The organism is Bartonella sp. AP280QHHD (genome assembly GCF_042196125.1).
Classification (GTDB): domain Bacteria; phylum Pseudomonadota; class Alphaproteobacteria; order Rhizobiales; family Rhizobiaceae; genus Bartonella.
In genome coordinates this window covers 1-22,155 of record NZ_JBHIPQ010000050.1, presented here as the reverse complement: position 1 = coordinate 22,155, position 22,155 = coordinate 1, and the positions used below count along the sequence as shown (strand labels likewise).

19 protein-coding genes are annotated in these 22,155 nt (G+C 38.1%); 3 read left to right on the top strand and 16 right to left on the bottom strand.

From position 1 onward, the window contains the following. The first annotated feature begins 116 nt into the window (after positions 1 to 116). From mgtE to ppa, 3 genes are all read left to right on the top strand, one after another. Entirely contained in the window at positions 117 to 1,493 is a 1,377-nt protein-coding gene (gene mgtE / locus ACFIMK_RS08195; RefSeq protein ID WP_375606748.1) for a magnesium transporter, read from the top strand. A 1,260-nt stretch (positions 1,494 to 2,753) separates the two neighbouring features. Further along, entirely contained in the window at positions 2,754 to 4,580 is a 1,827-nt protein-coding gene (gene typA / locus ACFIMK_RS08190) for a translational GTPase TypA (RefSeq protein WP_375613277.1), read from the top strand. Positions 4,581 to 4,648: 68 nt separating this feature from the next. Further along, complete coding sequence (gene ppa / locus ACFIMK_RS08185; protein WP_375613276.1) at positions 4,649 to 5,179, top strand: inorganic diphosphatase; 531 nt, start codon at positions 4,649 to 4,651, stop codon at positions 5,177 to 5,179. Between the two features lie 51 nt (positions 5,180 to 5,230). On the opposite strand, the gene ACFIMK_RS08180 is transcribed toward ppa, so the two are convergent. From ACFIMK_RS08180 to ACFIMK_RS08105, 16 genes are all read right to left on the bottom strand, one after another. Then, positions 5,231 to 5,545 (bottom strand): DUF167 domain-containing protein, encoded by a 315-nt coding sequence (locus ACFIMK_RS08180; RefSeq protein ID WP_375611858.1) that lies wholly within the window; start codon positions 5,543 to 5,545, stop codon positions 5,231 to 5,233. 22 nt (positions 5,546 to 5,567) lie between these two features. Then, positions 5,568 to 5,861, bottom strand: coding sequence for a YggT family protein (locus ACFIMK_RS08175; RefSeq protein ID WP_375611859.1), 294 nt, complete (start codon positions 5,859 to 5,861; stop codon positions 5,568 to 5,570). Positions 5,862 to 6,187: 326 nt separating this feature from the next. After that, on the bottom strand, positions 6,188 to 6,748 hold the full coding sequence (locus tag ACFIMK_RS08170; RefSeq protein WP_273790632.1) for an invasion associated locus B family protein: 561 nt from the start codon (positions 6,746 to 6,748) through the stop codon (positions 6,188 to 6,190). A gap of 99 nt (positions 6,749 to 6,847) precedes the next feature. Further along, entirely contained in the window at positions 6,848 to 7,375 is a 528-nt protein-coding gene (locus tag ACFIMK_RS08165; protein ID WP_375611860.1) for an RNA pyrophosphohydrolase, read from the bottom strand. A 39-nt stretch (positions 7,376 to 7,414) separates the two neighbouring features. Next, the gene (locus ACFIMK_RS08160) at positions 7,415 to 8,725 is read right to left on the bottom strand and encodes a S41 family peptidase (RefSeq protein WP_273790634.1); all 1,311 of its coding nucleotides are present in this window, start codon (positions 8,723 to 8,725) and stop codon (positions 7,415 to 7,417) included. Beyond that, positions 8,715 to 9,959 (bottom strand): murein hydrolase activator EnvC family protein, encoded by a 1,245-nt coding sequence (locus tag ACFIMK_RS08155; protein WP_375611872.1) that lies wholly within the window; start codon positions 9,957 to 9,959, stop codon positions 8,715 to 8,717. Before ACFIMK_RS08155 ends, ACFIMK_RS08160 begins: the two co-directional genes overlap by 11 nt. A gap of 133 nt (positions 9,960 to 10,092) precedes the next feature. Beyond that, positions 10,093 to 10,575 (bottom strand): 23S rRNA (pseudouridine(1915)-N(3))-methyltransferase RlmH, encoded by a 483-nt coding sequence (gene rlmH, locus ACFIMK_RS08150; RefSeq protein WP_375611861.1) that lies wholly within the window; start codon positions 10,573 to 10,575, stop codon positions 10,093 to 10,095. Position 10,576: 1 nt separating this feature from the next. Beyond that, a complete protein-coding gene (rsfS, locus tag ACFIMK_RS08145) occupies positions 10,577 to 10,963 on the bottom strand; it encodes a ribosome silencing factor (RefSeq protein ID WP_375610572.1) in 387 nt (128 codons plus the stop codon). 111 nt (positions 10,964 to 11,074) lie between these two features. Further along, a complete protein-coding gene (locus ACFIMK_RS08140; RefSeq protein ID WP_375681871.1) occupies positions 11,075 to 11,668 on the bottom strand; it encodes a nicotinate-nucleotide adenylyltransferase in 594 nt (197 codons plus the stop codon). 29 nt (positions 11,669 to 11,697) lie between these two features. Further along, positions 11,698 to 12,954, bottom strand: a complete 1,257-nt coding sequence (locus ACFIMK_RS08135; protein ID WP_375693541.1) for a glutamate-5-semialdehyde dehydrogenase — start codon at positions 12,952 to 12,954, stop codon at positions 11,698 to 11,700. Positions 12,955 to 12,999: 45 nt separating this feature from the next. Then, positions 13,000 to 14,139, bottom strand: coding sequence for a glutamate 5-kinase (proB, locus tag ACFIMK_RS08130; protein WP_375627675.1), 1,140 nt, complete (start codon positions 14,137 to 14,139; stop codon positions 13,000 to 13,002). 1 nt (position 14,140) lies between these two features. Continuing rightward, positions 14,141 to 15,166 carry a GTPase ObgE gene (gene obgE / locus ACFIMK_RS08125; RefSeq protein ID WP_375681872.1) on the bottom strand — a complete coding sequence of 342 codons (1,026 nt, stop codon included), beginning with the start codon at positions 15,164 to 15,166 and terminating at the stop codon, positions 14,141 to 14,143. Between the two features lie 173 nt (positions 15,167 to 15,339). After that, positions 15,340 to 16,068, bottom strand: coding sequence for an RlmE family RNA methyltransferase (locus ACFIMK_RS08120; protein ID WP_375681873.1), 729 nt, complete (start codon positions 16,066 to 16,068; stop codon positions 15,340 to 15,342). 29 nt (positions 16,069 to 16,097) lie between these two features. After that, on the bottom strand, positions 16,098 to 17,408 hold the full coding sequence (locus ACFIMK_RS08115) for a Ppx/GppA phosphatase family protein (RefSeq protein ID WP_375627678.1): 1,311 nt from the start codon (positions 17,406 to 17,408) through the stop codon (positions 16,098 to 16,100). A 904-nt stretch (positions 17,409 to 18,312) separates the two neighbouring features. Beyond that, positions 18,313 to 18,918: an invasion associated locus B family protein gene (locus tag ACFIMK_RS08110; RefSeq protein WP_375611868.1), complete on the bottom strand. Its 606-nt coding sequence runs from the start codon at positions 18,916 to 18,918 to the stop codon at positions 18,313 to 18,315. Next, a partial coding sequence (locus tag ACFIMK_RS08105) for a Vomp family autotransporter (protein WP_375693540.1) occupies positions 18,915 to 22,155 on the bottom strand: 3,241 nt, incomplete at its 5' end. The genes ACFIMK_RS08110 and ACFIMK_RS08105, both read right to left, overlap by 4 nt.

The window sequence follows — 22,155 nt, the reverse complement described above, 5'->3', positions numbered from 1 at the left end:
ATTAACAATTGGGAATATAGCTGGGGAGTTTTTTTTAAATCTTCCATAAACTTTTGTTTTTATCTCATCTATTATCTAGATTTACAACTCTCCAACTCTTCAGGAGGTACTTTATCATGACTGAAATCAAAACGGCCTTCGACTTCAAAAATTTTTCTCCTGAAGCTCTCGCTGAAAAGTTAAAGAACCAGCATTTTGCAGACTCTATTGATATCATCAATGACCTCGATATCATGGAACGTGTAACTATTCTTAGTCTTCTGCCTCTTGATTATGTTATCGAACTTTTTGATAAACCAGAGCTTGAGCAACCTGCTGCCATCCTAGAACTTCTCCCTATAAATCGTGCTGTTGAAATTCTTGATGGCATGTCTGCCGATGCTGCTGCAGACGTCTTTCAAGAAATGGATAAGGAAACCCGCACACGACTTTATGCCTTGCTTAACCCCTTAACGCGCGCTGAACTTAAAAAACTCACCAGTTATCCTGATCATACAGCAGGAGCACTGATGACAACAGAGTTTATAGCCGTTCCTTCAAACTGGACCATACAAAAAACTTTGGATCACATTCGTGAGGTCGAGCGAACACGTGAAACAGTTTATACCAGCTATGTAATTGACCCCAAAACAGGTACTCTTCTCAAAGCTGTTTCCCTGCGTAACCTTATTCTTGCCTCACCTGATGAACAAATTCTTAATGTCCCTACCCATGACTCGCCCATTACAATATCACCTTTCACACATCATGAAGATATCGCACGCCTTTTCCAGCGCCATGATCTTCTCTCTGTGCCTGTAGTTGATGAAAGTAACCATGTCATTGGCATTGTAACCGTTGATGACGTGCTTGATACTATGGTCGATGAAATGAATGAAGATGCCTATAAATTTGGGGGTATGGAAGCACTTAATAAGCCCTATATGCAAATTAAGTTTCCTGAAATGATGAAAAAACGCGGAGGCTGGCTCGCTTTACTCTTTATCGGTGAAATGCTGACAGCAAGCGCTATGCAACATTTCGAAACAGAACTCGAAAAAGCGATTATTCTTACACTGTTCATACCTCTCATTATGAGCTCAGGAGGAAATTCCGGCTCACAGGCTACATCCCTTATTATCCGTGCATTGGCTTTACGTGAACTCACGTTGAAAGACTGGTGGAAAGTGATCATTCGTGAAATTCCAACAGGACTATCCCTTGGTCTCTTACTAGGAATTATTGGTGTTACGCGCATTGCTCTTTGGCAAAAACTAGGTATCTACGACTATGGCCAACATTGGATTGCTATTTCGACAACAGTGGGTACAGCTTTAGTTGGAATCGTTACCTTTGGTTCTCTTTCTGGATCTATGTTGCCTTTTATTCTTAAAGGTTTAAAATTTGATCCAGCAAGTGCTTCTGCTCCTTTTGTGGCAACTTTAGTAGATGTCATGGGCATTATAATCTATTTTTCTGTAGCTTCTCTCATTTTGTCAGGAACTCTTCTTTAAACATGTAAAGTAAAAACTCTTACTTATGGAAAAATCTTGTCATGTAACCTAAGATTCTTTCCATAAGAGAATAAGCTTTATTATTTATTTTCTAGCGCACCGCTCTATAGATAATTTATTATTTTTTTGAATAACAGCTCCGAATAACGTAATTTTACCTCATCATAAAGCTTCTCATATTAAATCGATTAAAGTCATCTTCTTGCCAGTCACAAACGAGATCGGTGTATGTCTAAAAACTATTCAAGAAAAAATAAAATACTTCTTATATCCTCTCTCTCTCGTATCAAAAACTGGCGCAATATTGACAGCTGAGAAAGAATAATCATGATGATACTCAACAGGCTTTATATTTCTTCACAAAGGCGTTAATAGTATACTATTCGCGTATATTATATCATTTATGAGCTCTATCATGGAATGGATGTAGTGTACGTTAAGCAATCTCTCTTAAGTACATGAATATGCAACAAAAAGTATATGCTGTTTAAAGTGTTCTGTTTGGCATGAAAAGCATACTCCTATTAGAGAGTGCAATTAACAAAAGTAAGGCAATGCACTATCTCCATGGTTTAAAAGATATTACTTTAGATGCTTTTGAAATTATAAATTGGATTAACAGCAAAGATGGGAATTTTCTTTGGATGCCTTCATATTCTTTCTAAATAAGACTGTATTCCGGGTTCATAAATAAATCAAACAGATATAACTCTTGCCCTAATCTGGCATACAAAAGCTAGAACTTCTTATAAAATTCTTAATCGTCTCAATATTTACCTCAAATACACGATTGCATTAAATCTGGATTTTGATTGACAAGTTATAGAATAAGAAAAAGCTTTATTTAGAATAAGAATGTTGTACAGTTGTCAATAAATTGGCTATGGATTGAGAGATATTCCGGATTTTTATTAATCTCTTTGCAAAACAACAACAATAATATGGCTAGCTTTATACTTACTCTTACAAGAGCTCATATAAATTCCTTGTGTCATATTGATAAAAATCAAGTTGACGGTGATTTTTTGGATAATTCTTAGCTCGAGAATAGAACATACGTACTATAAAAACTTTTACGAAGCTTCAGAAATTGAAGCTCAATAGAGCCTTAAAGACTTGGATAAATAGTTTTGCCATAAAAATATTGCCTCCATCTTCCAAAATTATAAAAAAACATGTAAAAGGTTTTCTAATAGTCAGGCAAAGAATGTAAAGACTTTACCTCAAATGAAATTTCATTAAACGAAAAGAAGAAAATTTATGCAATTGCGTAACATTGCCATCATTGCCCACGTTGACCATGGGAAAACAACGCTTGTAGACGGGCTTCTCAAGCAATCAGGAAACTTCCGTGATAATCAGCGTACAAGCGAACGTATGATGGATTCAAACGATATTGAGAAAGAACGCGGAATTACAATCCTAGCGAAAGTGACATCTGTTGTTTGGAAAGATACTCGAATTAATATTGTTGATACACCAGGACACGCCGACTTTGGTGGAGAAGTTGAACGCATCCTCAATATGGTTGATGGAGCCATTGTACTTGTTGATGCTGCTGAAGGACCGATGCCACAAACAAAATTTGTCGTTGGCAAAGCATTGAAAGTAGGATTGCGCCCTATTGTTGCTATTAATAAAATTGACCGACCGGATGCACGCGTTGATGAAGTCATTAATGAGGTTTTTGACCTTTTCGCTGCTCTTGACGCAACCGATGAACAGCTTGATTTTCCTATTCTTTATGGATCTGGACGCGATGGATGGATGGCGGAAGCCCCTGAAGGACCAAAAGATCAGGGATTAGGTCCTTTATTTGATCTTGTGACGCAGCATGTCCCTTCTCCTAGTGTAGCAGAAGGACCGTTTCGCATGATTGGAACTATTCTTGAAGCGGATCCGTTTTTGGGACGAATTATTACAGGACGGATTCATTCTGGCTCTTTGAAACCCAATCAAAATGTCAAGGTTCTTGGACAAGATGGAAAACTTTTAGAAACTGGGCGTATTTCAAAAATTTTAGCGTTTCGTGGCTTAGAACGGCAACCTATTGAAGAAGGAAGTGCTGGTGATATTGTTGCGATTGCAGGTCTGCAAAAAGGTACCGTAGCTGATACTTTCTGTGATCCTACTGTCAATGAACCCCTTACTGCCCAACCAATTGATCCTCCTACTGTTACTATGAGTTTTCTCGTCAACGATAGTCCCCTTGCTGGAACTGAAGGCGATAAAGTAACAAGCCGTGTCATTCGTGACCGATTGTTAAAAGAAGCAGAAGGCAATGTCGCTCTTAAAATTGAAGAATCAGCCGATAAAGATTCTTTCTACGTTTCAGGACGAGGAGAATTACAGCTTGCAGTTCTCATTGAAAATATGCGCCGTGAAGGATTTGAACTTAGTGTTTCACGCCCACGTGTTGTTATGCAAAAAGATGAAAATGGAATAACTCTTGAGCCAATCGAAGAAGTTGTTATCGATGTTGATGAAGAATATTCCGGTATTGTTGTACAAAAAATGTCTGAACGTAAAGGCGAAATGGTGGAGTTACGTCCTTCTGGAGGTAATCGTGTCCGCCTTGTCTTTTATGCCCCAACCCGAGGACTCATTGGTTATCAATCTGAACTTTTAACGGACACACGTGGTACAGCAATTATGAATCGCCTTTTCCATGCTTATGAACCTTATAAAGGAGACATTGCTGGTCGTGTTAATGGTGTTATGATTTCAAATGACAACGGTGAATCTGTCGCTTATGCTCTTTTTAATCTTGAAGATCGTGGACCTATGATCATCGATGCGGGTGTGAAAGTCTATCAAGGTATGATTATTGGCATCCACTCACGAGATAATGACTTAGAAGTTAATGTGTTAAAAGGAAAAAAACTCACCAATATGCGCGCTTCTGGAAAAGATGAGGCCGTAAAGTTAACGCCTCCCATTAAAATGACGTTAGAACGCGCCTTATCGTGGATACAAGATGATGAGCTTGTAGAGGTAACCCCTAAAAATATTCGTCTCCGCAAGCTCTATCTTGATCCTAATGAACGTAAACGTTTTGAAAAAACACGTGCATCAATTTCAAATTAATTTCATAATCTCTTTGGTAAAATATTTAATTGTATTGAGCCTCACTATATTCCAGAAAGGATGTCTCTATGAATATTAAGGAAATACCCGTAGGCAAAAATCCACCAGAAGATATTAACGTTATTGTGGAAGTCTCTCTTGGTGGGCAGCCAATAAAATATGAGATGGATAAAAAGTCGGGTGCATTATTTGTTGACCGTTTTCTTCATACATCAATGGTTTATCCTGGAAATTACGGTTTTGTCCCTCATACGCTTTCAGATGATGGTGATCCTATTGATGTCCTTATCTGTAATACCCGTCCACTTATGCCTGGTTGTGTTATCAATGTTCGCCCCATCGGAGCTCTAATGATGGAAGATGATGGTGGTAAAGATGAAAAAATTATTGCCATTCCCACTACAAAATTAACAAAACGCTATATCAATATTCATGACTATACAGACCTGCCCGAGATTACACTCAAACAAATTGAACATTTCTTCAAGCATTACAAAGATCTGGAACCTGGAAAATGGGCTAAAATTGAAGGATGGCGTGATAAAAACTTTGCTCATGAATTAATTAAGCAAGCTGTTGAGCGCAATAACAAAATATAACGATTTAATAAAATAAAGCCTATTTTTTATAGGCTTTGTTATTTATTTTTTCTACGAGATGTAATCTCTAAAGGATTGCCATATCTGTTTTAGCTCTTCTAAATGTGTTGAAAAGTAAAGTTGTTTGTAGCGAGATATTGCACCGTTTTTCAGAGAAATAGAAGAAGATGGGATTCTCCACTGCTTCGCAAGAAATTTAATGAGAGCTTTATTCGCTTTTCCATCTTCAGGAACAGCACGAAGGCGTATAACCAGATATTGTTTTTCACCATCCCTACATTCAACCCCTATTATTTTGTCAACAGATGATTTTGGAATGAGATATACAAACAAAATCAAGTTATTTTTATCAACTTGATAAAACATGTATTCGCCTCAAGTAATATTTCTATACATACATGTTTGCGTAAACGCGCCACATAAAAGTACGAATAAAATAAATAATAATGAACACTACAATAGGTGAAATATCAATCGTTCCAAAATTTGGTAAAATTTGCCGGATACGGCTTAGAACGGGATTTGTAAGACGATATAGAAAGCTTCCTATCAAAACAACAAAGCGATTGCGCGAATTTATGATATTAAAGACATAAAGCCAAGAAAAAATGACACTCGCGATTAAAATATCAATATAAATCTCAAAAATCAAATCAATCGTTCGAAGCAATGCATAAATCATGCGTCATCCCTTTCAATCAAGGAAACAGAAGAGCGTATAGAAAACCTTCATTAAAGCAGGTCTGTGTATCAAAAAATGGTTTTATATTTCAATACTCTTTTTTCTTGAATAAAAACCAGACATCTAAATTCTTCATCTCTCTATTTAATGACGATGCAGTTAGAAAACAAATATCAAAATTAAAAATAGCACATAAAATAGAAGAAACGGCAAAAAATCTGAATATCCCTTATAGGATTAATCTTAAATCTCATCGTTTTAATTATTAATTATAAAAAACAAACAAACTAAAAACGGCCTTTTAAAGGCCGCTTTTAGTTTTAAAATTATTTCTGCAAAGCAGTCAAACGATTAAGAGCACTGCTAAAACCATCTAGCTGAACAAATAAATCATTCAAAGCTGGTTCACCTGCAGCAGCAATTGTCATCGCCAACTTTAACTGTTTTCCAGAACGTAAAGCTGCTACGTGATTTTTGTCAAAAACGACAGGAACCACACAACCTGCTGGTACACAAGTCCGGATACCGGTTTCGATAACAGCTTTTCCCTCATCAACTTGTAAACGAACAGGCTTAGAAACCAAAATGCCAAAAGGAACTGTTAAATTACCAGATACAACACCCTCAGCATCGAGAGTAAGGCCCATAGCCACAACAACACGCCCCTGCTCATTCACTTCTTGACGGTGCATAAAACAAATTCTTTTCCCTTCTTGTATACCACAGTTAATAGTCCACAAACCGTAGGTTTCAGTCAAAGAAGAAGCTCCATTTGGCAATGTCGCTGCCGCATCTTTTGATGCAGGAGGTTTTGAACTTGTTGCAAATGCAACAGATGAAATACTCAAGAGAGTAAAAACTATAAGTAAATTAAATAACTTTTTCATTTTATATTCCTGTTCTTTACATAAAAGAGAAACATGTTTATTATTTATTATAATATAAAGCATCTTAATAAAAAAAGCTTTCTCGTAATCATATAGCTTTTATAATGGTCTAAGGCTACCTCGAAATTCGCTGACAACTTTCGTATAAACGTGCTTTTTAAAAGAAACAGCAATCAACGGAAGGGTTTCTAGATCAATCCATTTCCATTGATCGAATTCCGCTTTATTGCCATCTGGTGGCGGATTAATCGCAATTTCAGAAAGCTTTCCTGTAAACTGGAAAGCAAACCATTTTTGTATTTGCCCACGATATTTATTTGTTAATGTGCACCCAATAAGTTCTTGTGGAAAATCATAATGGAACCAATTTTGTGCTTCTTTAATCAACTTTACAGATCGAATACCCGTTTCTTCATAAAGTTCACGATATGCCGCATCTAATGGTTTTTCATCTTCATCAATCCCTCCTTGAGGAAGCTGCCAACGATGAGATATGTCAATATCTGCATCTGCATGAATGGGCATCATTAAACGACGCCCAACCCACACTTTCCCCTCATGATTAAAGACAACAATCCCAACACATTTGCGATATGGAAGAATCTTCAAATTAATATCTGCATCCATTTAATATTCCTCAAAATCGCAAGCTATAGATATCAATTCTCACTTTAACACATCCTTATTGGGATCTGGTGGAAATGCTGCATTTGCCATTTCACCTCGTAACAGTTTATAAGCCTCATTCAATTGAATATCATCTTTAGGGTCTTTGGGAACAAAAGCAGCTGAACCAGATCCTTTATTACTCTCTCGTTTTCCTTTGATATGTCCTTTTAATGCAGACTCACCAACTTTTACATCATAACCTTTATATTTTTCAGGGAGTGGTTGCTCTACAATAATATCAGGTGTGATCCCTGTTCCTTGAATAGAAGTGCCTGATGGCGTGTAATAAAGTGCTGTTGTTAAGCGTAAAGCCCCATTTTCACCCAAAGGAATAATTGTTTGAACAGATCCTTTACCAAAAGACTGCGTCCCTAAAATTGTTGCACGACGATGATCTTGCAGTGCACCCGCAACAATTTCAGAAGCACTTGCTGAACCACCATTAATAAGAACAATGAGCGGTTTTCCATTAATGACATCACCTGGCTTCGCATCAAATCTTGTCACATCACTCTTTTTGCGCCCACGAGTCGACACAATTTCACCTTTATTGAGAAAAGCACTCGAAACATTAACAGCTTGATCTAAAAGCCCACCGGGATTAAGCCGCAAATCAAGGACGTAACCTTTTAGCTTATCTTCAGGAATTTTAGATTGGATATCTTTAATTGCCGCTAGAAGATTATTTAATGTCTGTTCAGAAAACTGGATAACTCTTAAATATCCAATATCACCTTCAACCCGATATTTCACCGCTTTTACTTTGATAATATCACGAACAATCTTCACTTCAAATGGCTTATCAACGCCAGAACGAATAATTGTTAAGGTAATTGGTGTTCCAGGAGCACCTCGCATCTTATTAACAGCTTCATTCAATGTTTGACCATTCGTTTGTACATCATCAATTTTTGAAATAAGGTCTCCTGCTAGAATACCTGCTTTTGAAGCGGGAGTATCATCCATTGGTGAAACAACTTTAATTAAGTTTTTTTCCATAGTGACCTCAATACCAAGACCTCCGAACTCTCCTTTCGTAGAATCCCGCATATCCTTGGCTTCTTCAGCATTCAAATAAGATGAATGAGGGTCCAGTGATGTGAGCATGCCATTGATAGCATTTTCAATAAGCTTTTTATCATCTGGAACTGTAACGTATTGCATACGCACACGCTCAAAAACATCGCCAAATATAGCTAGCTTTTTATATGCATTATCTTCATTATTCGCAGCAACAGACTGCACCATAATCATTGAACAGGCGCCGAGCAATACCCCAGCGACCAAAAGAATAACTTTACGAATCATTTTGGCTCCTTCTTATTTTTTCAGTCTGCCACCAAGGAGTTGGATTTACAGGTTTTCCCTGCTTTCTAAACTCAATGTAAAGCATTGGAGAAGTTTTTCCTATATCCAATGCAACACTGTTTGAAATAAATTGCATTTCCATTATACCCAGAGGCTCACCTGAAAGAACAAACTGCCCCTGTTTTACATTAATTCTCGACATTCCAGTAAGAATGATATGATAACCATTTCCAACATTGAGAATGATTAAATGTCCGTAAGAACGAAATGGCCCAGCAAAAGCAACAAAAGCATCCACAGGTGATATAACAACAGCTCCTGACTCTGTTTCTATCGTTTCACCAAAGCGCGTAATCTGCGAACTTTTGTTAGAGTGATGTATTCTTTTTCCTGAAACAGGAAAAAGTAAAGAACCTTTTCGGCTTTCAAAATTGGACTGTTCTAACAATTGCAAACTTTTCCGTACCTGTACTGATGCATCAGAGCTAAGTTTTGACTGACGGTCGAGCTCTAAAATCAATTCTTCTAAAGACTGCGCTTTTTTAGCAAGAGCAATATTTTTTTGTTGCTGTTCTGTAAGTTCTTTTTCTGATTTTTTTTGTAGTTTGTTTTTTTGGTCTAATAAAAGCTCTAGACGTTTTCGCTGCTCTGCTTGATTTTGCAGCTTTGTCTTTAATGCCTTATATTCCGTAGTAATGGAATTACTCAAATTGGTCAACTCCTTGAGTTTTTCTGTTAAATCTCGTGTTTTCTCTTGCATCTGAGGAATAACGGTACCTAATAAAACAGAACTACGTATAGAAGCCAACGCGTCCTCTGGCTGTATCATAAGAGCAGGAGGCGGATTCAATCCCATACGCTCCAAAATTGCAAGAACTTCCGCAAATTCAGCACGACGATTTTTTAAACGTTGATAGACTTGTACCCGCTTTTCTATCATTTTTTTAAGCTTTTCTTCCCTTTTAGCAATATCATCTGCTACTATACGTTCTTCTTTAGCCGCCTTTATGAGTGCATCACTCAAAACACGTTGATCTTTTTTTAAATGCTCAACTTGATGCATAAGAAAAGCAACACGCTCACGCGAAAGTGAAATATTTTGGCGAATTTCTCCTAATTCTTTATGGACTTCCGTACTCCTCATTGTATCTTCCGCATGCGATACAGAAAAGCAAAAAAATATACTCAAGAGCAGAATGACAAATATGACGCACTCCTCATATAAATATAGCATCTTTCTATGAAGAAGCTTTTTCATTTGCAAAAACCATGACACCTCATCGTATACATTAGAGATGCTTTAAATGGTGTCAGCTAAAACAATATTAATAAACATATAAATAAGTGCTAAAAATTGAACAAAAATATTAAAAACGATGATACGGATGATTATTTTCAATTGTTACAGCGCGGTAAAGTTGTTCTGTAAGAAGAATACGTGCAATTTGATGTGGCCACGTCATCAAACCAAAAGATAAAAGAAAATCAGCACGCTTCCTTATTTGTTCATTATGCCCATCAGGTCCTCCCAAAGCAATGACGACATCTCGAATGCCCTCATCACGATAACGCCTCAATTTTTCAGAAAAAGAAATTGACGAAATCGATTCTCCACGCTCATCTAACACAATTAATCGACATTTTTCAGGTAAAAATTCAATAAGTTTTCTCCCCTCTTCCTCCATACGTTGATAAACTGTTTGAGCACGACTTTCTGGTATCTCTTGTAACTTTTTTAAATGAAAGCCTACATCTCCAGAAATTTTAGAAAAACGATCCAAATAATGCTGAACTAATTTTTGCTCCGCCCCACTTTTCATACGACCAACCGCAAAAATAGAAATTTGCATTTTAATGATCTCCGAAGAGAAGCAAAGCCGTATCGTTTAAATCCGGCGTCATCCATATTTTTTCTAAATTATAAAAAAGACGAATTTCTGGACGAAAAAGATGAATGATAATATCACCTGTATCAATCAATACCCAGTCACCTCCAGCAAGCCCTTCTACACGCGCAAGCCCCTGCCCACTATCTTTCCAAGTATGTAATAAATGATCAGCAACAGACGATACATGACGCTGCGAATTTGCTGAAGCTATGACCATATAATCAGCCAAAGATGACTTCCCTCGAATATCAATAGCAACAATATCTTCTGCTTTTGTATCTTCTAAACTCTTGAGAATAACTTCAAGACTCTCACTAACAGAAAAAACTTTTTTTTCTTTTGAAGGCATAGTATCGTAAGAGTGTTTGTGTGCAATGTTTTTCAGATCAATATCCTTTCTTATCGTTGTGGAATCTAAAAAAGAGACTTCTCTAAAGAGAAACAGAATCTTATGAAATGTTCAAGAAAAATCATTCTTCTTCAAACGAAGGTTTGTTGAAGATTGAAAAGATAAAGGTCCATGCAAATAAGTCCAAACTGGTGGCTTGATAAAAGGTAATCGCTTACTTTCTCTCTCATCCAAACGAAAACGGCGATAAATATGTGCCATAGGAGAGGAAAGTGCTGACCAATTGCCTAAAGGACGATCAATAATCGCAATAGGAAGCATAGAGACGATATCATGCCATCGATACCAATGATGTATCGTCGCAAAACTATCTGCCCCCATAATCCATACAAAATTTACGCCACTGTAATGGGTAAGAATATGAAAAATCGTATCTACTGATACTTTGCTCCCTATAGCCTGTTCAAAACCTGTCAAGCGAATTTTCGGATGGTCAATAAGTTTAAAACTTAATCGCATTCTCTCCTCTAAAGGGAGCAACTGTGTACAATCCTTTAAAGGATTTCCTGGAGTGATCATCCACCATAACTGATCAAGATGCAAACGCCGAATGGCAATTTTTGCAACAAGAAGATGCCCCGCATGCGGTGGATTAAAGGAACCACCAAAAAGACCCACAACATTAGATCTTTCAACATGTGGCATACAATTTTTCCATGGAAAAAATGGTGTTCTCAAGCTCTAACCTGACCATTTCCTTTAACGTGATATTGAAATGATGTTAGCTGTTCAACACCTATGGGACCACGTGCATGCATTTTTCCTGTTGCGATACCAATTTCCATTCCAAAACCAAATTCACCTCCATCAGCAAATTGTGTAGATGCATTGTGCAATAAAATAGCTGAATCTAAATGATTAAAAAAATTCTTCACCACTTCCAAATCCTCAGCAATAATCGATTCCGTATGTCCTGATGAATAACGCTTGATATGAGCAATGGCTCCCTCAACACCCTCAACCGTTTTAACAGAAAGAATAGCATCAAGATATTCATGCGACCAATCTTCTTCAGAAGCTAATTTGACATCTGGCATAAGAAAAACAATATCTTCTGTGGCACGAATTTCACACCCCTTTTCCTGTAAAGCAGTTAAAACAGGAAGAAATTTTTTTAATGCTTGGCTGTCAATGAGAACTGTCTCAACAGCACCGCATATCCCTGTTCGCCGCAGCTTTGCATTTAAAACAATATTGCGTGCCATATTTAAATCTGCCGATTTATCAATATAAATATGACAAAGTCCCTCCAAATGAGCAAAAATTGGAACACGTGCATCAGACTGAACACGAGCAACAAGGCTCTTTCCACCACGTGGTACGATCACATCAATCGCTCCATCCAACCCTTTGAGCATTTCCCCAACGGCAGCACGATCTGTCGTTCCAACCATTTGGATGGCATCTTTAGGTAAACCAGAGCGCTCTAAACCTTGTACCAAAGCTAAATGAAGAGCATGAGAAGAATGAAAGCTATCCGAACCACCGCGCAAAATCGCAGCATTGCCAGCTTTTAAGCACAAAGAACTCGCATCAACTGTAACATTTGGACGACTTTCATAAATAATGCCAATCACACCAAGAGGTGTTCGTACACGACTTATATGAAGCCCATTTGGACGCGTCCATTCATCCATCACTTGTCCAACAGGATCAGATAAACGAGCAACTTGGCGAACACTGTCTATCATTGCACGTAAACGCAAATCATCTAATTTTAGCCGATCAATCATTGCAGCTTTCAAATTATTCTGAGCAGCATTCTCTAAATCTTGACAATTCGCCCGTAAAATTTCATCTGACTGAGCCTCTAAACTTAAAGCGATCATTTCTAATGCATTGTTCTTTTGCTCAGAAGAAGCAACAGCCAATGCTGCAGCGGCATAGCGTGCTTTTTGTCCCATATCTTTCATTTTTTCTTCTAAAGTCATCGTAACATCCACTCTGCCAAAACAATAAAAACAAAAGTAACTTTTTTAAACAGAATTGATCAAGAAACGTACAATCATATCATTACGATGCACCATAGCAGAGCGCGCCTCATACCCAAGAATAGCTTCGATTTCTTCACTTTTATGTCCTATAATGCGTACAGCCTCATCTTTGTCATAGCTTACAAGTCCACGCGCAATCTCAACTCCATCTGTACCAACAATTGCAACCGTATCCCCACGCTGGAAATTTCCCTCAACGGCAATAACCCCTGCAGCTAATAATGATTTTCCTGATTCAAGAGCCCTAATGGCTCCTTGATCAATCGTCAAAACACCAGATGGATCTAAATGACCAGAAATCCATGTTTTCCAAGCATTGACAGATTTCTTACTTGCCGCAAAAAAACTCTTGCGTTCACCTTTGTCAATTGCAGCAAGAGGATTCATACGCTTGCCTGAGGTGATAATCATCGCCGTTCCAGCAGCATTAGCTATTTTTCCGGCTTCAAGCTTAGTCTTCATTCCTCCCCGTGAAAACTCTGAAGCAGCAACATCTGCCATTTTTTCGATATCATGCGTAATGGATGCAACAAAAGGTATAAATTCAGCCGTAGGATCACTATGGGGAGACTTTGTATAAAGACCATCAATATCGGATAAAAGTATTAAAAGATCTGCCCTCACCATTGTTGCCACACGTGCAGCTAAACGATCATTATCACCATAACGAATTTCAGTTGTTGCAACAGTATCATTCTCATTAATAACAGGCACAGCTCCCAAATATAAAAGCGTCTCAATCGTTGCACGTGCATTGAGATAACGCCTTCGCTCCTCCGTATCAAATAAAGTGAGCAAAATTTGGCCTGTTTTGAGCCCATGTTGAGCAAGCGCATCACCATAGGTTTTTGCTAACTCAATTTGCCCCAAAGCAGCACATGCCTGGCTTTCTTCCAATTTCAAAGCCCCCTTAGGAAGCTGTAGCAATGTCCTTCCTAAAGCAATAGCACCTGAAGACACCAATAATATCTCTACGCCTCCTTTGTGTAATTCAACAACATCATTGATCAAGCTTTTAAGCCATTCAACCCGTAAACCTGCCTGAGGATCAACCAAAAGGGCAGATCCAATCTTGACCACAATACGTTTATAGTGTGTAAGTTTTTGCGATCCAACAGCCATCTCAATCAACCTTGCTATCCCCACTGATCTCCTCTTTGCGTGACATTTCAATAATATGTGCACCAGCACGCAGCACATTTTCTAAACCTTCGCGGCTAACCGCAGAAAACATCATAACTGGTTGATCCGCTGCTCTTTGCAAAGCTTCCCGTTTAGCTTCACGCTCTTCAATTGTCAGAGTATCTATCTGGCTTAAAGCAACAATTTCAGTTTTATCACTTAGATTATTTCCATATGCCTCAAGTTCATGACGCACAATTTGATATGCTTTTGCTACATCTTCTTCTTGAGAAGAAATTAGATGAAGCAGTACGCGACAACGTTCCACATGTCCTAAAAAACGATCTCCAATTCCCACACCTTCATGCGCTCCTTCAATTAATCCTGGAATATCAGCCAAAACAAATTCACGACCATCAATACGTACAACACCAAGATGAGGATGTAGAGTGGTAAAAGGATAATCTGCAACTTTTGGTTTTGCAGCCGTTACAGAAGCTAAAAAAGTTGATTTTCCAGCATTTGGTAAACCAACAAGCCCCGCATCAGCAATTAACTTCAAACGAAGCCATATTGCACGCTCTTCTCCAGACAAACCTGGATTTGCACGACGCGGTGCCCGATTTGTCGATGTTGTAAAGTGAAGATTGCCAAAACCGCCATTCCCTCCTTTTGCAAGGCGATAGCGCTGTCCCACTTCCGTTAAATCACATATTAACGTTGTATTATCTTCTTCAAAAATTTGCGTCCCAACCGGAACTTTAAGGATGACATCATTACCCTTTTCACCCGTCATATTACGCCCCTTGCCATGCCCCCCTGTTTTTGCTTTAAAATGCTGTTGGTAGCGATAATCAATCAGCGTGTTAAGCCCATCAACAACAAGAGCCCAAACATCACCACCCCGTCCTCCATTCCCCCCATCAGGTCCCCCAAATTCTATGAATTTTTCACGACGAAATGATACTGCTCCAGAACCTCCATTACCAGAACGAATATAAACTTTAGCTTGATCAAGAAATTTCATTGGAAGTACTCACTGAGGAATCAATCTCTTTACCTCTATAGGCAATACATTAGTTTTACCAGTTTTTCATCATTGATAACAGAAAAACTGTCACTATCGCCGATAACTCTTTGAGAAAAAAATCATCACATCTAAATAGGTTAAGTAAAGTTAAATCTTCTTAAAAGAAGGCGCTATTCTTGAATGTTTGTTTTTCCCTTAAGTTCAAGTGCTAGAAGATAAAGCTCTACTGATTCTGATCGGCTTGCGGGTGGTTTAACATGATAGACTTTTTTAAAATGCTGTTTTAGTGTCGTAAGAAGAGTGTTTTCTGCTCCTCCTTGAAAAGCCTTTGCTAAAAAATGTCCCCCAGGCTTAAGAACCGAAAGAGCAAAATCAGCCGCAACTTCACATAAATAAATCGTTCTTAAATGATCCGTCTGACGATGACCTGTTGTTGGCGCTGCCATATCAGAAAGAACCACATCCGGTTTTGTCCCTAAAGTTTCAATTAATTTCTGCGGTGCATCTGTATGCAAAAAATCCATTTCCAACATGGCAACTCTAGGTAATGGATCAACATGTAAATAATCAATACCAACAACGCTAGGATCCTCATCACTTGACCCTACTATACGCTCAGCCACCTGACACCAGCCCCCAGGTGCTGCTCCTAGATCAATAACCTTTTGACCTTTTTTCAAAAACCTATAGCGCTCATTAATTTCAATGAGTTTATAAGCCGCACGCGAACGATACCCATCTACTTTTGATTGATGGACATAAGGATCATTCAGATGCCTCTCTAACCATCGTCGTGATGAAGCTTTAATGGTTCCTGCTTTCTTTTTTACGCGCTGATATAATTCATGTGACCCTGAACCTCCATAGCCACCTCTCGGTGTTTTTGTTGTTTTTTTCATCGTTATTCATTGTCTCCATATTTAATTCTCTAACGCTTGAAATCTCTGCTCTTTCTACGACGACACCATACCCCATCGCGTAACATTAGCTCTATCAAAATTCCTTCCCTTAATCCACGATCAGCAACTCTTAAACGCTGACTTGGCCAAACTTCCCGAATAACATCTAAAATTGCACAACCAGCTAAAACTAAATCTGCTCTCTCGCGCCCAATAAAAGGACTTATGACACGTTTTTCTATATCCCATGATAATAGACGTTGTGTCATAAGTGTAATGTCTGCATCCTTCATCCAAATGCCATCCACTTTTTTCCTATCATAACGCTCTAAATTAAGATACATTCCTGCTAAAGTCGTAACTGTACCGGAGGTTCCCAAAAGATGAAACTTTGAACCTTGTGCTAACTCTCCTAATTTATGACGATCTGAAAAATTATTTAATAACCCTCGCACATAACTTTTCATTTTTTCAAAATCGTCTAAGCTAATATCATTCCCTCCAAAACGTTCAGCAAGCGTAACAACACCAACAGGAAGAGAAGTCCAAGCGATAATTTGTCGAGCTAAACGAAAAGAACGCTTTTGAGAAACATCAAGTAGCACAATTTCTGATGATCCTCCTCCAATATCAAAAAGCACAATTGCGTCAGTATTTGGTTCAACAAGTGTACTACACCCTGTAACAGCAAAACGCGCTTCTGTTTGCCGATCAACAATTTCCAATTCAAGACCTGTCTCCTCCAAAACACGCTGAATAAAATGTCTACCATTTTCTGCAGAACGACAAGCTTCCGTTGCAATCAAGCGATAACGCTTAATATGCCTTTGTTTTAGCTTTAAATGACAAATCTTTAATGCTTCAATCGCACGATCCATAGCTTGTGTATTAAGAAAACCGTTATTTATTAAACCTTCTCCCAATCGTACAATACGAGAAAAAGCATCAACAACACGAAAATATCCAGGTTTACTGGGAGATGCGATAAGAAGACGACAATTATTTGTTCCGAGATCAAGTGCCGCATAAAGAGGTGGAGATTTTACTGGATGGAACCGTCGAAGAAAAGGTGCTTTGAGTTTTTTTGTTTTTTGAGCACCTATCATTATCTGATTATGAAACTCAAAAGCTGCCTCAGATTGAACAAAAACCTGTTTCTGTTCATAATGTTTTTTTCTCTGTTGTCTCTTTATATCAACAAGGACAGAGTATGCCTCTGTTCGTGACAATGCAGAAAGATTATTTGTATTACTACCGCACTGATCATACAATTGATCTGCTTTGGTATCGTATATTTCTCCTTGCTTTAACTCTTTTGAACCATAATTTAACGGGGTCATGTCCCTTATCCCTTGAGCGTCCCCCAATAAATAAACGCGAAAACTCTTCTGCTCATTCCTAAATAAAGCAATAATGCAGCATCAAATGATATATACAAGAAATCATTCTTTCTTTTTCTATCATTAAAATTTTCTACACTAACATCATTCAGTTTTTTGTATAATCTTTCGGTTGTTTCCGTGAAATCATGCATCTCTTTATGAACTTAAAACTATAAATTAATCGTTTACGTTCACATCAATTTTTATAAATTATGCTCTTTTCTTTATACCATTTACACGGAGCACACCTCTATTGTAACAAACCTACACTATCATACTATTTGCTGACTCTTAAGGTTACAACAACCTATACATTAGTACGATTTATAAGAAAAAAATTTTTTTTGTTATCCACACACAAACCTCGTTTGTTATATGCAATGAAATGGCTTTGATTATGCTGGAATAAAAGTTCCGTAGTACTACAAAATGCAATTACAATAGCTGTTATTTCGTGAATACCAATAAAAACTATCGTTCAAAAAAAACTCTAGAATTATAAATTTATCTGAAAAATATTAATGCTTAATCAGACCGCTTTAAAAATCCATTTTAAGCTTAAAAAAAGAATTTAGTCTACTCATTATTGTAAGGAATAAATCGAGTATTTCTAATCTTTTTTACTTTTAATAACTAACGAAATCATTCTTTAAGCATTACGGGAAACACTAACTTTATTTTCTATTACATATAAATAACTTACTGTGACTTTATATTCATAAAACTCTCACTCTTTCCAATAAATCACCTCGATATCATATTATATAAAACTTCTTACTTATTTGACCTTATAATTTACACTCAGAAATATAATACAACAATTTATGGAAAAATGACTCTTGTTAAAAATACTCGATGAATTCTAAGGACGGAAAGAATTAAGTGCTGCATTTAACCCTTTAAATGGTACAGTAAAAGAAAATACCTTACCTTCTTTAGTTTTATAGGAAATACGTACCTTATTGTTCTGCTCTATTTGTTTAGTCAAAACCGGCCCTACAGGTGATTGTGCCAAACAAACCGTTTCATTACATTGCGTATAATTAATAAGAACAGGTTTTTTAACACCTTTTACAAACATTTGAATCGGAACATTTATATCAGAATTTGGCAATGTTCGAAAAAGCATCACTGCTTGACCACTTGTCGTAGAAACAAGAGACCAACTAAAAATGGTATTTCCTTCTTGATCATGAACCGTCTGTGTCACATTACATATACCTTGCTTATGTTTAAGCTTTTGTTTTTCGTCACAAATCAAAGTCCAATCATAAAACTGCATAATAATTCGACGTGTTTCGCCAGGTTCTCCCTTAGGTATCGATAAGTGCGGTGGATGCACTGTATAAATATTATTGTTCTCGTTGGCAAAGCTTTCGCTCTTGCCTATTAAGGCAAGAGCAAACAGCAGAACCTTTACTAACATACTTCTCGTTTTTACAATAACAGCCATTTTTTCTATTATCATCTCAACCTCAGAGTAATTCCAGCACCTATTCCCCAATGACCTCCAGCACTTGTCACAGATACATTCGAGCGAATATTTCCATCTTCAGATGTATAACCAGCACCAATAGCAAGTGCAGATTGACTGCGCCATAAACCACTCCCAAATGAAACACTTAAAGATCCTGGTATATCATAGTAACGTAAGTTGGACACCGCTAGACCAATAGCAGCAGCTTGTCTTGCTTCTTTCCGAACATCCTGAATAGCATAATTCAATGTCTCAAACTTCATATCCGTATAGGATTTCGACTCGTTAACACCATCATTGACAAGACCACTAACTTTCTCATCCGTATACTTATTGGCATCTTCAAGAACTATCTTCATCTGCTCTTCAGTATAATCATGTAACTGACCCCCATTAACAGCTTGCTGAGAACCTGTTGCAATCTTGCCTGCCGCTACATTGTCTATCATAACAGGTTCGCTGTCATTGCCTCCTACTAACGTAATGCTATTGGTCTTTTTCCCATCACTATCTTTGTCATAGTTAACAACGCCATCTGTTACGGCTACTTCAATATCTTTCACATGTTGATCTATCGTATCTACTTTGTCTTCAACCTCTTTTACCCTCTCATTCGTGCTCCAAAGCTGACCACCATTAACAACTTCTTGCGAGCCTTCTTCTATCTTACCATCCAATACATTCGTAATCTTACTCGACTTACCATCATGCTTCGCATCATACGCGCCTTCTTCTTCATTCCAATTCAAACCATTGCTCGCCACATTCTTCTCAACATCATGAATACGCTCGTTGATACTCGTCATACCATCACTGACACCATCAAAAGCTCCTGCTACATCATGATAGATCTTCTTTTCTGACGAACTACCATCAGAATTGAATTGTGAAACCTTGAATTCCGGAGCCCTCCATTCGCCACCTTCATAGCTAGCTCCTCCTCCTAAATACATCGCTAGCGTCTGATGCAAGGAATAAAGCTGTGAACCATTCACGGCTTCCGTCGAGCCTTCAGAAAGTGTTCCAGCTTTCACGCCAGAGAGACTACGTGTATCACCATTCATGTTTGCAATTGTGATTGCACTACCCTCTTTTTCACCACCTATCTTGATTACCTTCGTAGCATCATCCTGCTTAACAAGACTATCTCCTACAACTTTATTAATCTCATTCTGAAGCTCTTTATGAATATTCATGAATGAATCACCAACACCAGCAAAGGCAGACGCAACATCATCATAGCTCTGCTCTTCAACGGCACTGCCATCTTCTTTGACGATCTTAACTTTGAAGCTTGGAGTACTCCATTGACCTTCCTTATATTCAGCGCCACCACCTAAATAAGTTGCAACAGTCTTATTCGTCTCAAAAAGCTGAGAACCATTGACCGCTTCACTTGAGCTTGCAGAAACCTCTCCATTGGAAAGAAACTTAATTTTACTGTTGCCTTTCTCATCACCCTCTCCATGTGTTGCTACAAACGCCTTTTCAGAATCACTCCACAACAACGCATTCTGCTTAATATTTTCAGTAACCTCCGTGTTGTTTTGAGTAAACTCTTTTTGAAGATTCTCAAAAGATGTTCCTACACCAGCAAATGCTTCCGATACAGTATCATACTTCTTCTCTTCAACTTTAGTACCATCCTCATTAACGATCTTAACTTTGAAACTTGGAGCCGTCCAAGCGCCACCTGCATAACTAGCATCACCACCTAAAGACTGCGCAACACTGTTACCTAGAGCATATAGCTGATTCCCTGCTACAGCATCGCTTGAGCTAGCAGTAATATCACCATTTGCAAGTGATGTGATTTTGCTGTGTGTCTTCTCACCATCTTTTTCTCCATGCAAGGCGACAAAAGCACCTTCAGCCTTGCTCCATGATAAAGAATCTTGTGCAACTCCTTCTGAAACTTCCTTAATACGAGCGTTGATAGTGCTCATGCTGTCATTAATGTCATTAAAAGCACCTGCAACATTATTACTGCTCTTCTTATCACCTTTCGTACCATCATTGCTGAAAGTCTGAATTTGGAAATCCGGATCTTGCCATTCGCCTTTCTCATTATAACCAGCACCACCACCAAAATAGCCAGCAAACTGTTTTTGCAGATCATAAATCTGTCCACCCGTAATCGCATCACTCGAGCCTGATACTATAGAGCCAGCTGCAAGTGATGTAAGCTTGCTGTTCTCTTTATTGTCCCCATGCATCGCTACAAACGCCTCTGCGTCCTTATCCCACAACAGCGCATCGCCTTGAACTTCCTGAGTAATATTCGTGATGTTTTCAGTAAGTTCATTAAACTTATTCGTTAGGTTGTTATTCACATTCTTGAAATTCGTATCAATACCTTCAATGGCTAAACTAACATCACCATAGGATTTTTCTACTACCTCGCCTTTTGCATCAACACTGGATAATTTATAGGTTGGACCCGTGAAAGTACCATCTTTAAAGCTTGTACCTCCACCTAAGTATTTCGCAATATCCTGAGAAACCTTAGAAATCTGACCGCCATTAACCGCATCATGCGAATTCTCACTAATCTGACCTTCGGCAACATTATGCAAACCAACAGGTGCAGAACCCTTACCTTTACCTAAAGTCACACTCGTGTAATCAATGCCGCCATTCTCACCCTCTTTTTTATCGTAATGAACAACAGCTGAATCATCTGACTGAAGGCTGGTAGAAATATCCTTCAGACTTGCGTCAAGCTGACCTTTGTTAACAGCTTCATTATCCTTTGTTGCTTCACCAACACCTGAAAGTGTCCGCTCCCCTTTGTCTTTATTTGCGATATTGAGTTCTGTACCTTCTACTTCTTTACCAATAGTGATAACTTTTGTCTTTTCATCCTGCTTCGCAAGGCTATCACTGACTACATTGGTAACATCATTATGAACATTCGTGATAGAACTCGCAACTCCAGCAAATGCTTCCGATACACTCTTATAGCTTTCTTCACTTTCTTTACCTTCCGCATCAACTTTCTTGATCACAAAACTTGGAGCTTTCCATTGTCCATCTTTATCATAACCAGCTCCTCCACCAAAATACTCAGCAAATGTCTGATTCATTGAATAAAGCTGATTGCCCGTGATCGCTTCTGTTGAACCTTTAGAAATTTCTCCATCTAAAAGAAACTTCAATTTGCTATTGTTTCCTTCCGTTCCATGCTTAGCTACAAATGCATTGGCTTCATTATTCCAATTCAAAGAA

Coding starts and splice junctions, on each gene's coding strand:
- mgtE (WP_375606748.1), top strand. CDS start 117: ATGACTGAAATCAAAACGGCCTTCGACTTCAAAAATTTTTCTCCTGAA.
- typA (WP_375613277.1), top strand. CDS start 2,754: ATGCAATTGCGTAACATTGCCATCATTGCCCACGTTGACCATGGGAAA.
- ppa (WP_375613276.1), top strand. CDS start 4,649: ATGAATATTAAGGAAATACCCGTAGGCAAAAATCCACCAGAAGATATT.
- ACFIMK_RS08180 (WP_375611858.1), bottom strand. CDS start 5,545: ATGTTTTATCAAGTTGATAAAAATAACTTGATTTTGTTTGTATATCTC.
- ACFIMK_RS08175 (WP_375611859.1), bottom strand. CDS start 5,861: ATGATTTATGCATTGCTTCGAACGATTGATTTGATTTTTGAGATTTAT.
- ACFIMK_RS08170 (WP_273790632.1), bottom strand. CDS start 6,748: ATGAAAAAGTTATTTAATTTACTTATAGTTTTTACTCTCTTGAGTATT.
- ACFIMK_RS08165 (WP_375611860.1), bottom strand. CDS start 7,375: ATGGATGCAGATATTAATTTGAAGATTCTTCCATATCGCAAATGTGTT.
- ACFIMK_RS08160 (WP_273790634.1), bottom strand. CDS start 8,725: ATGATTCGTAAAGTTATTCTTTTGGTCGCTGGGGTATTGCTCGGCGCC.
- ACFIMK_RS08155 (WP_375611872.1), bottom strand. CDS start 9,959: ATGCTATATTTATATGAGGAGTGCGTCATATTTGTCATTCTGCTCTTG.
- rlmH (WP_375611861.1), bottom strand. CDS start 10,575: ATGCAAATTTCTATTTTTGCGGTTGGTCGTATGAAAAGTGGGGCGGAG.
- rsfS (WP_375610572.1), bottom strand. CDS start 10,963: ATGCCTTCAAAAGAAAAAAAAGTTTTTTCTGTTAGTGAGAGTCTTGAA.
- ACFIMK_RS08140 (WP_375681871.1), bottom strand. CDS start 11,668: ATGCCACATGTTGAAAGATCTAATGTTGTGGGTCTTTTTGGTGGTTCC.
- ACFIMK_RS08135 (WP_375693541.1), bottom strand. CDS start 12,954: ATGACTTTAGAAGAAAAAATGAAAGATATGGGACAAAAAGCACGCTAT.
- proB (WP_375627675.1), bottom strand. CDS start 14,139: ATGGCTGTTGGATCGCAAAAACTTACACACTATAAACGTATTGTGGTC.
- obgE (WP_375681872.1), bottom strand. CDS start 15,166: ATGAAATTTCTTGATCAAGCTAAAGTTTATATTCGTTCTGGTAATGGA.
- ACFIMK_RS08120 (WP_375681873.1), bottom strand. CDS start 16,068: ATGAAAAAAACAACAAAAACACCGAGAGGTGGCTATGGAGGTTCAGGG.
- ACFIMK_RS08115 (WP_375627678.1), bottom strand. CDS start 17,408: ATGACCCCGTTAAATTATGGTTCAAAAGAGTTAAAGCAAGGAGAAATA.
- ACFIMK_RS08110 (WP_375611868.1), bottom strand. CDS start 18,918: ATGATAATAGAAAAAATGGCTGTTATTGTAAAAACGAGAAGTATGTTA.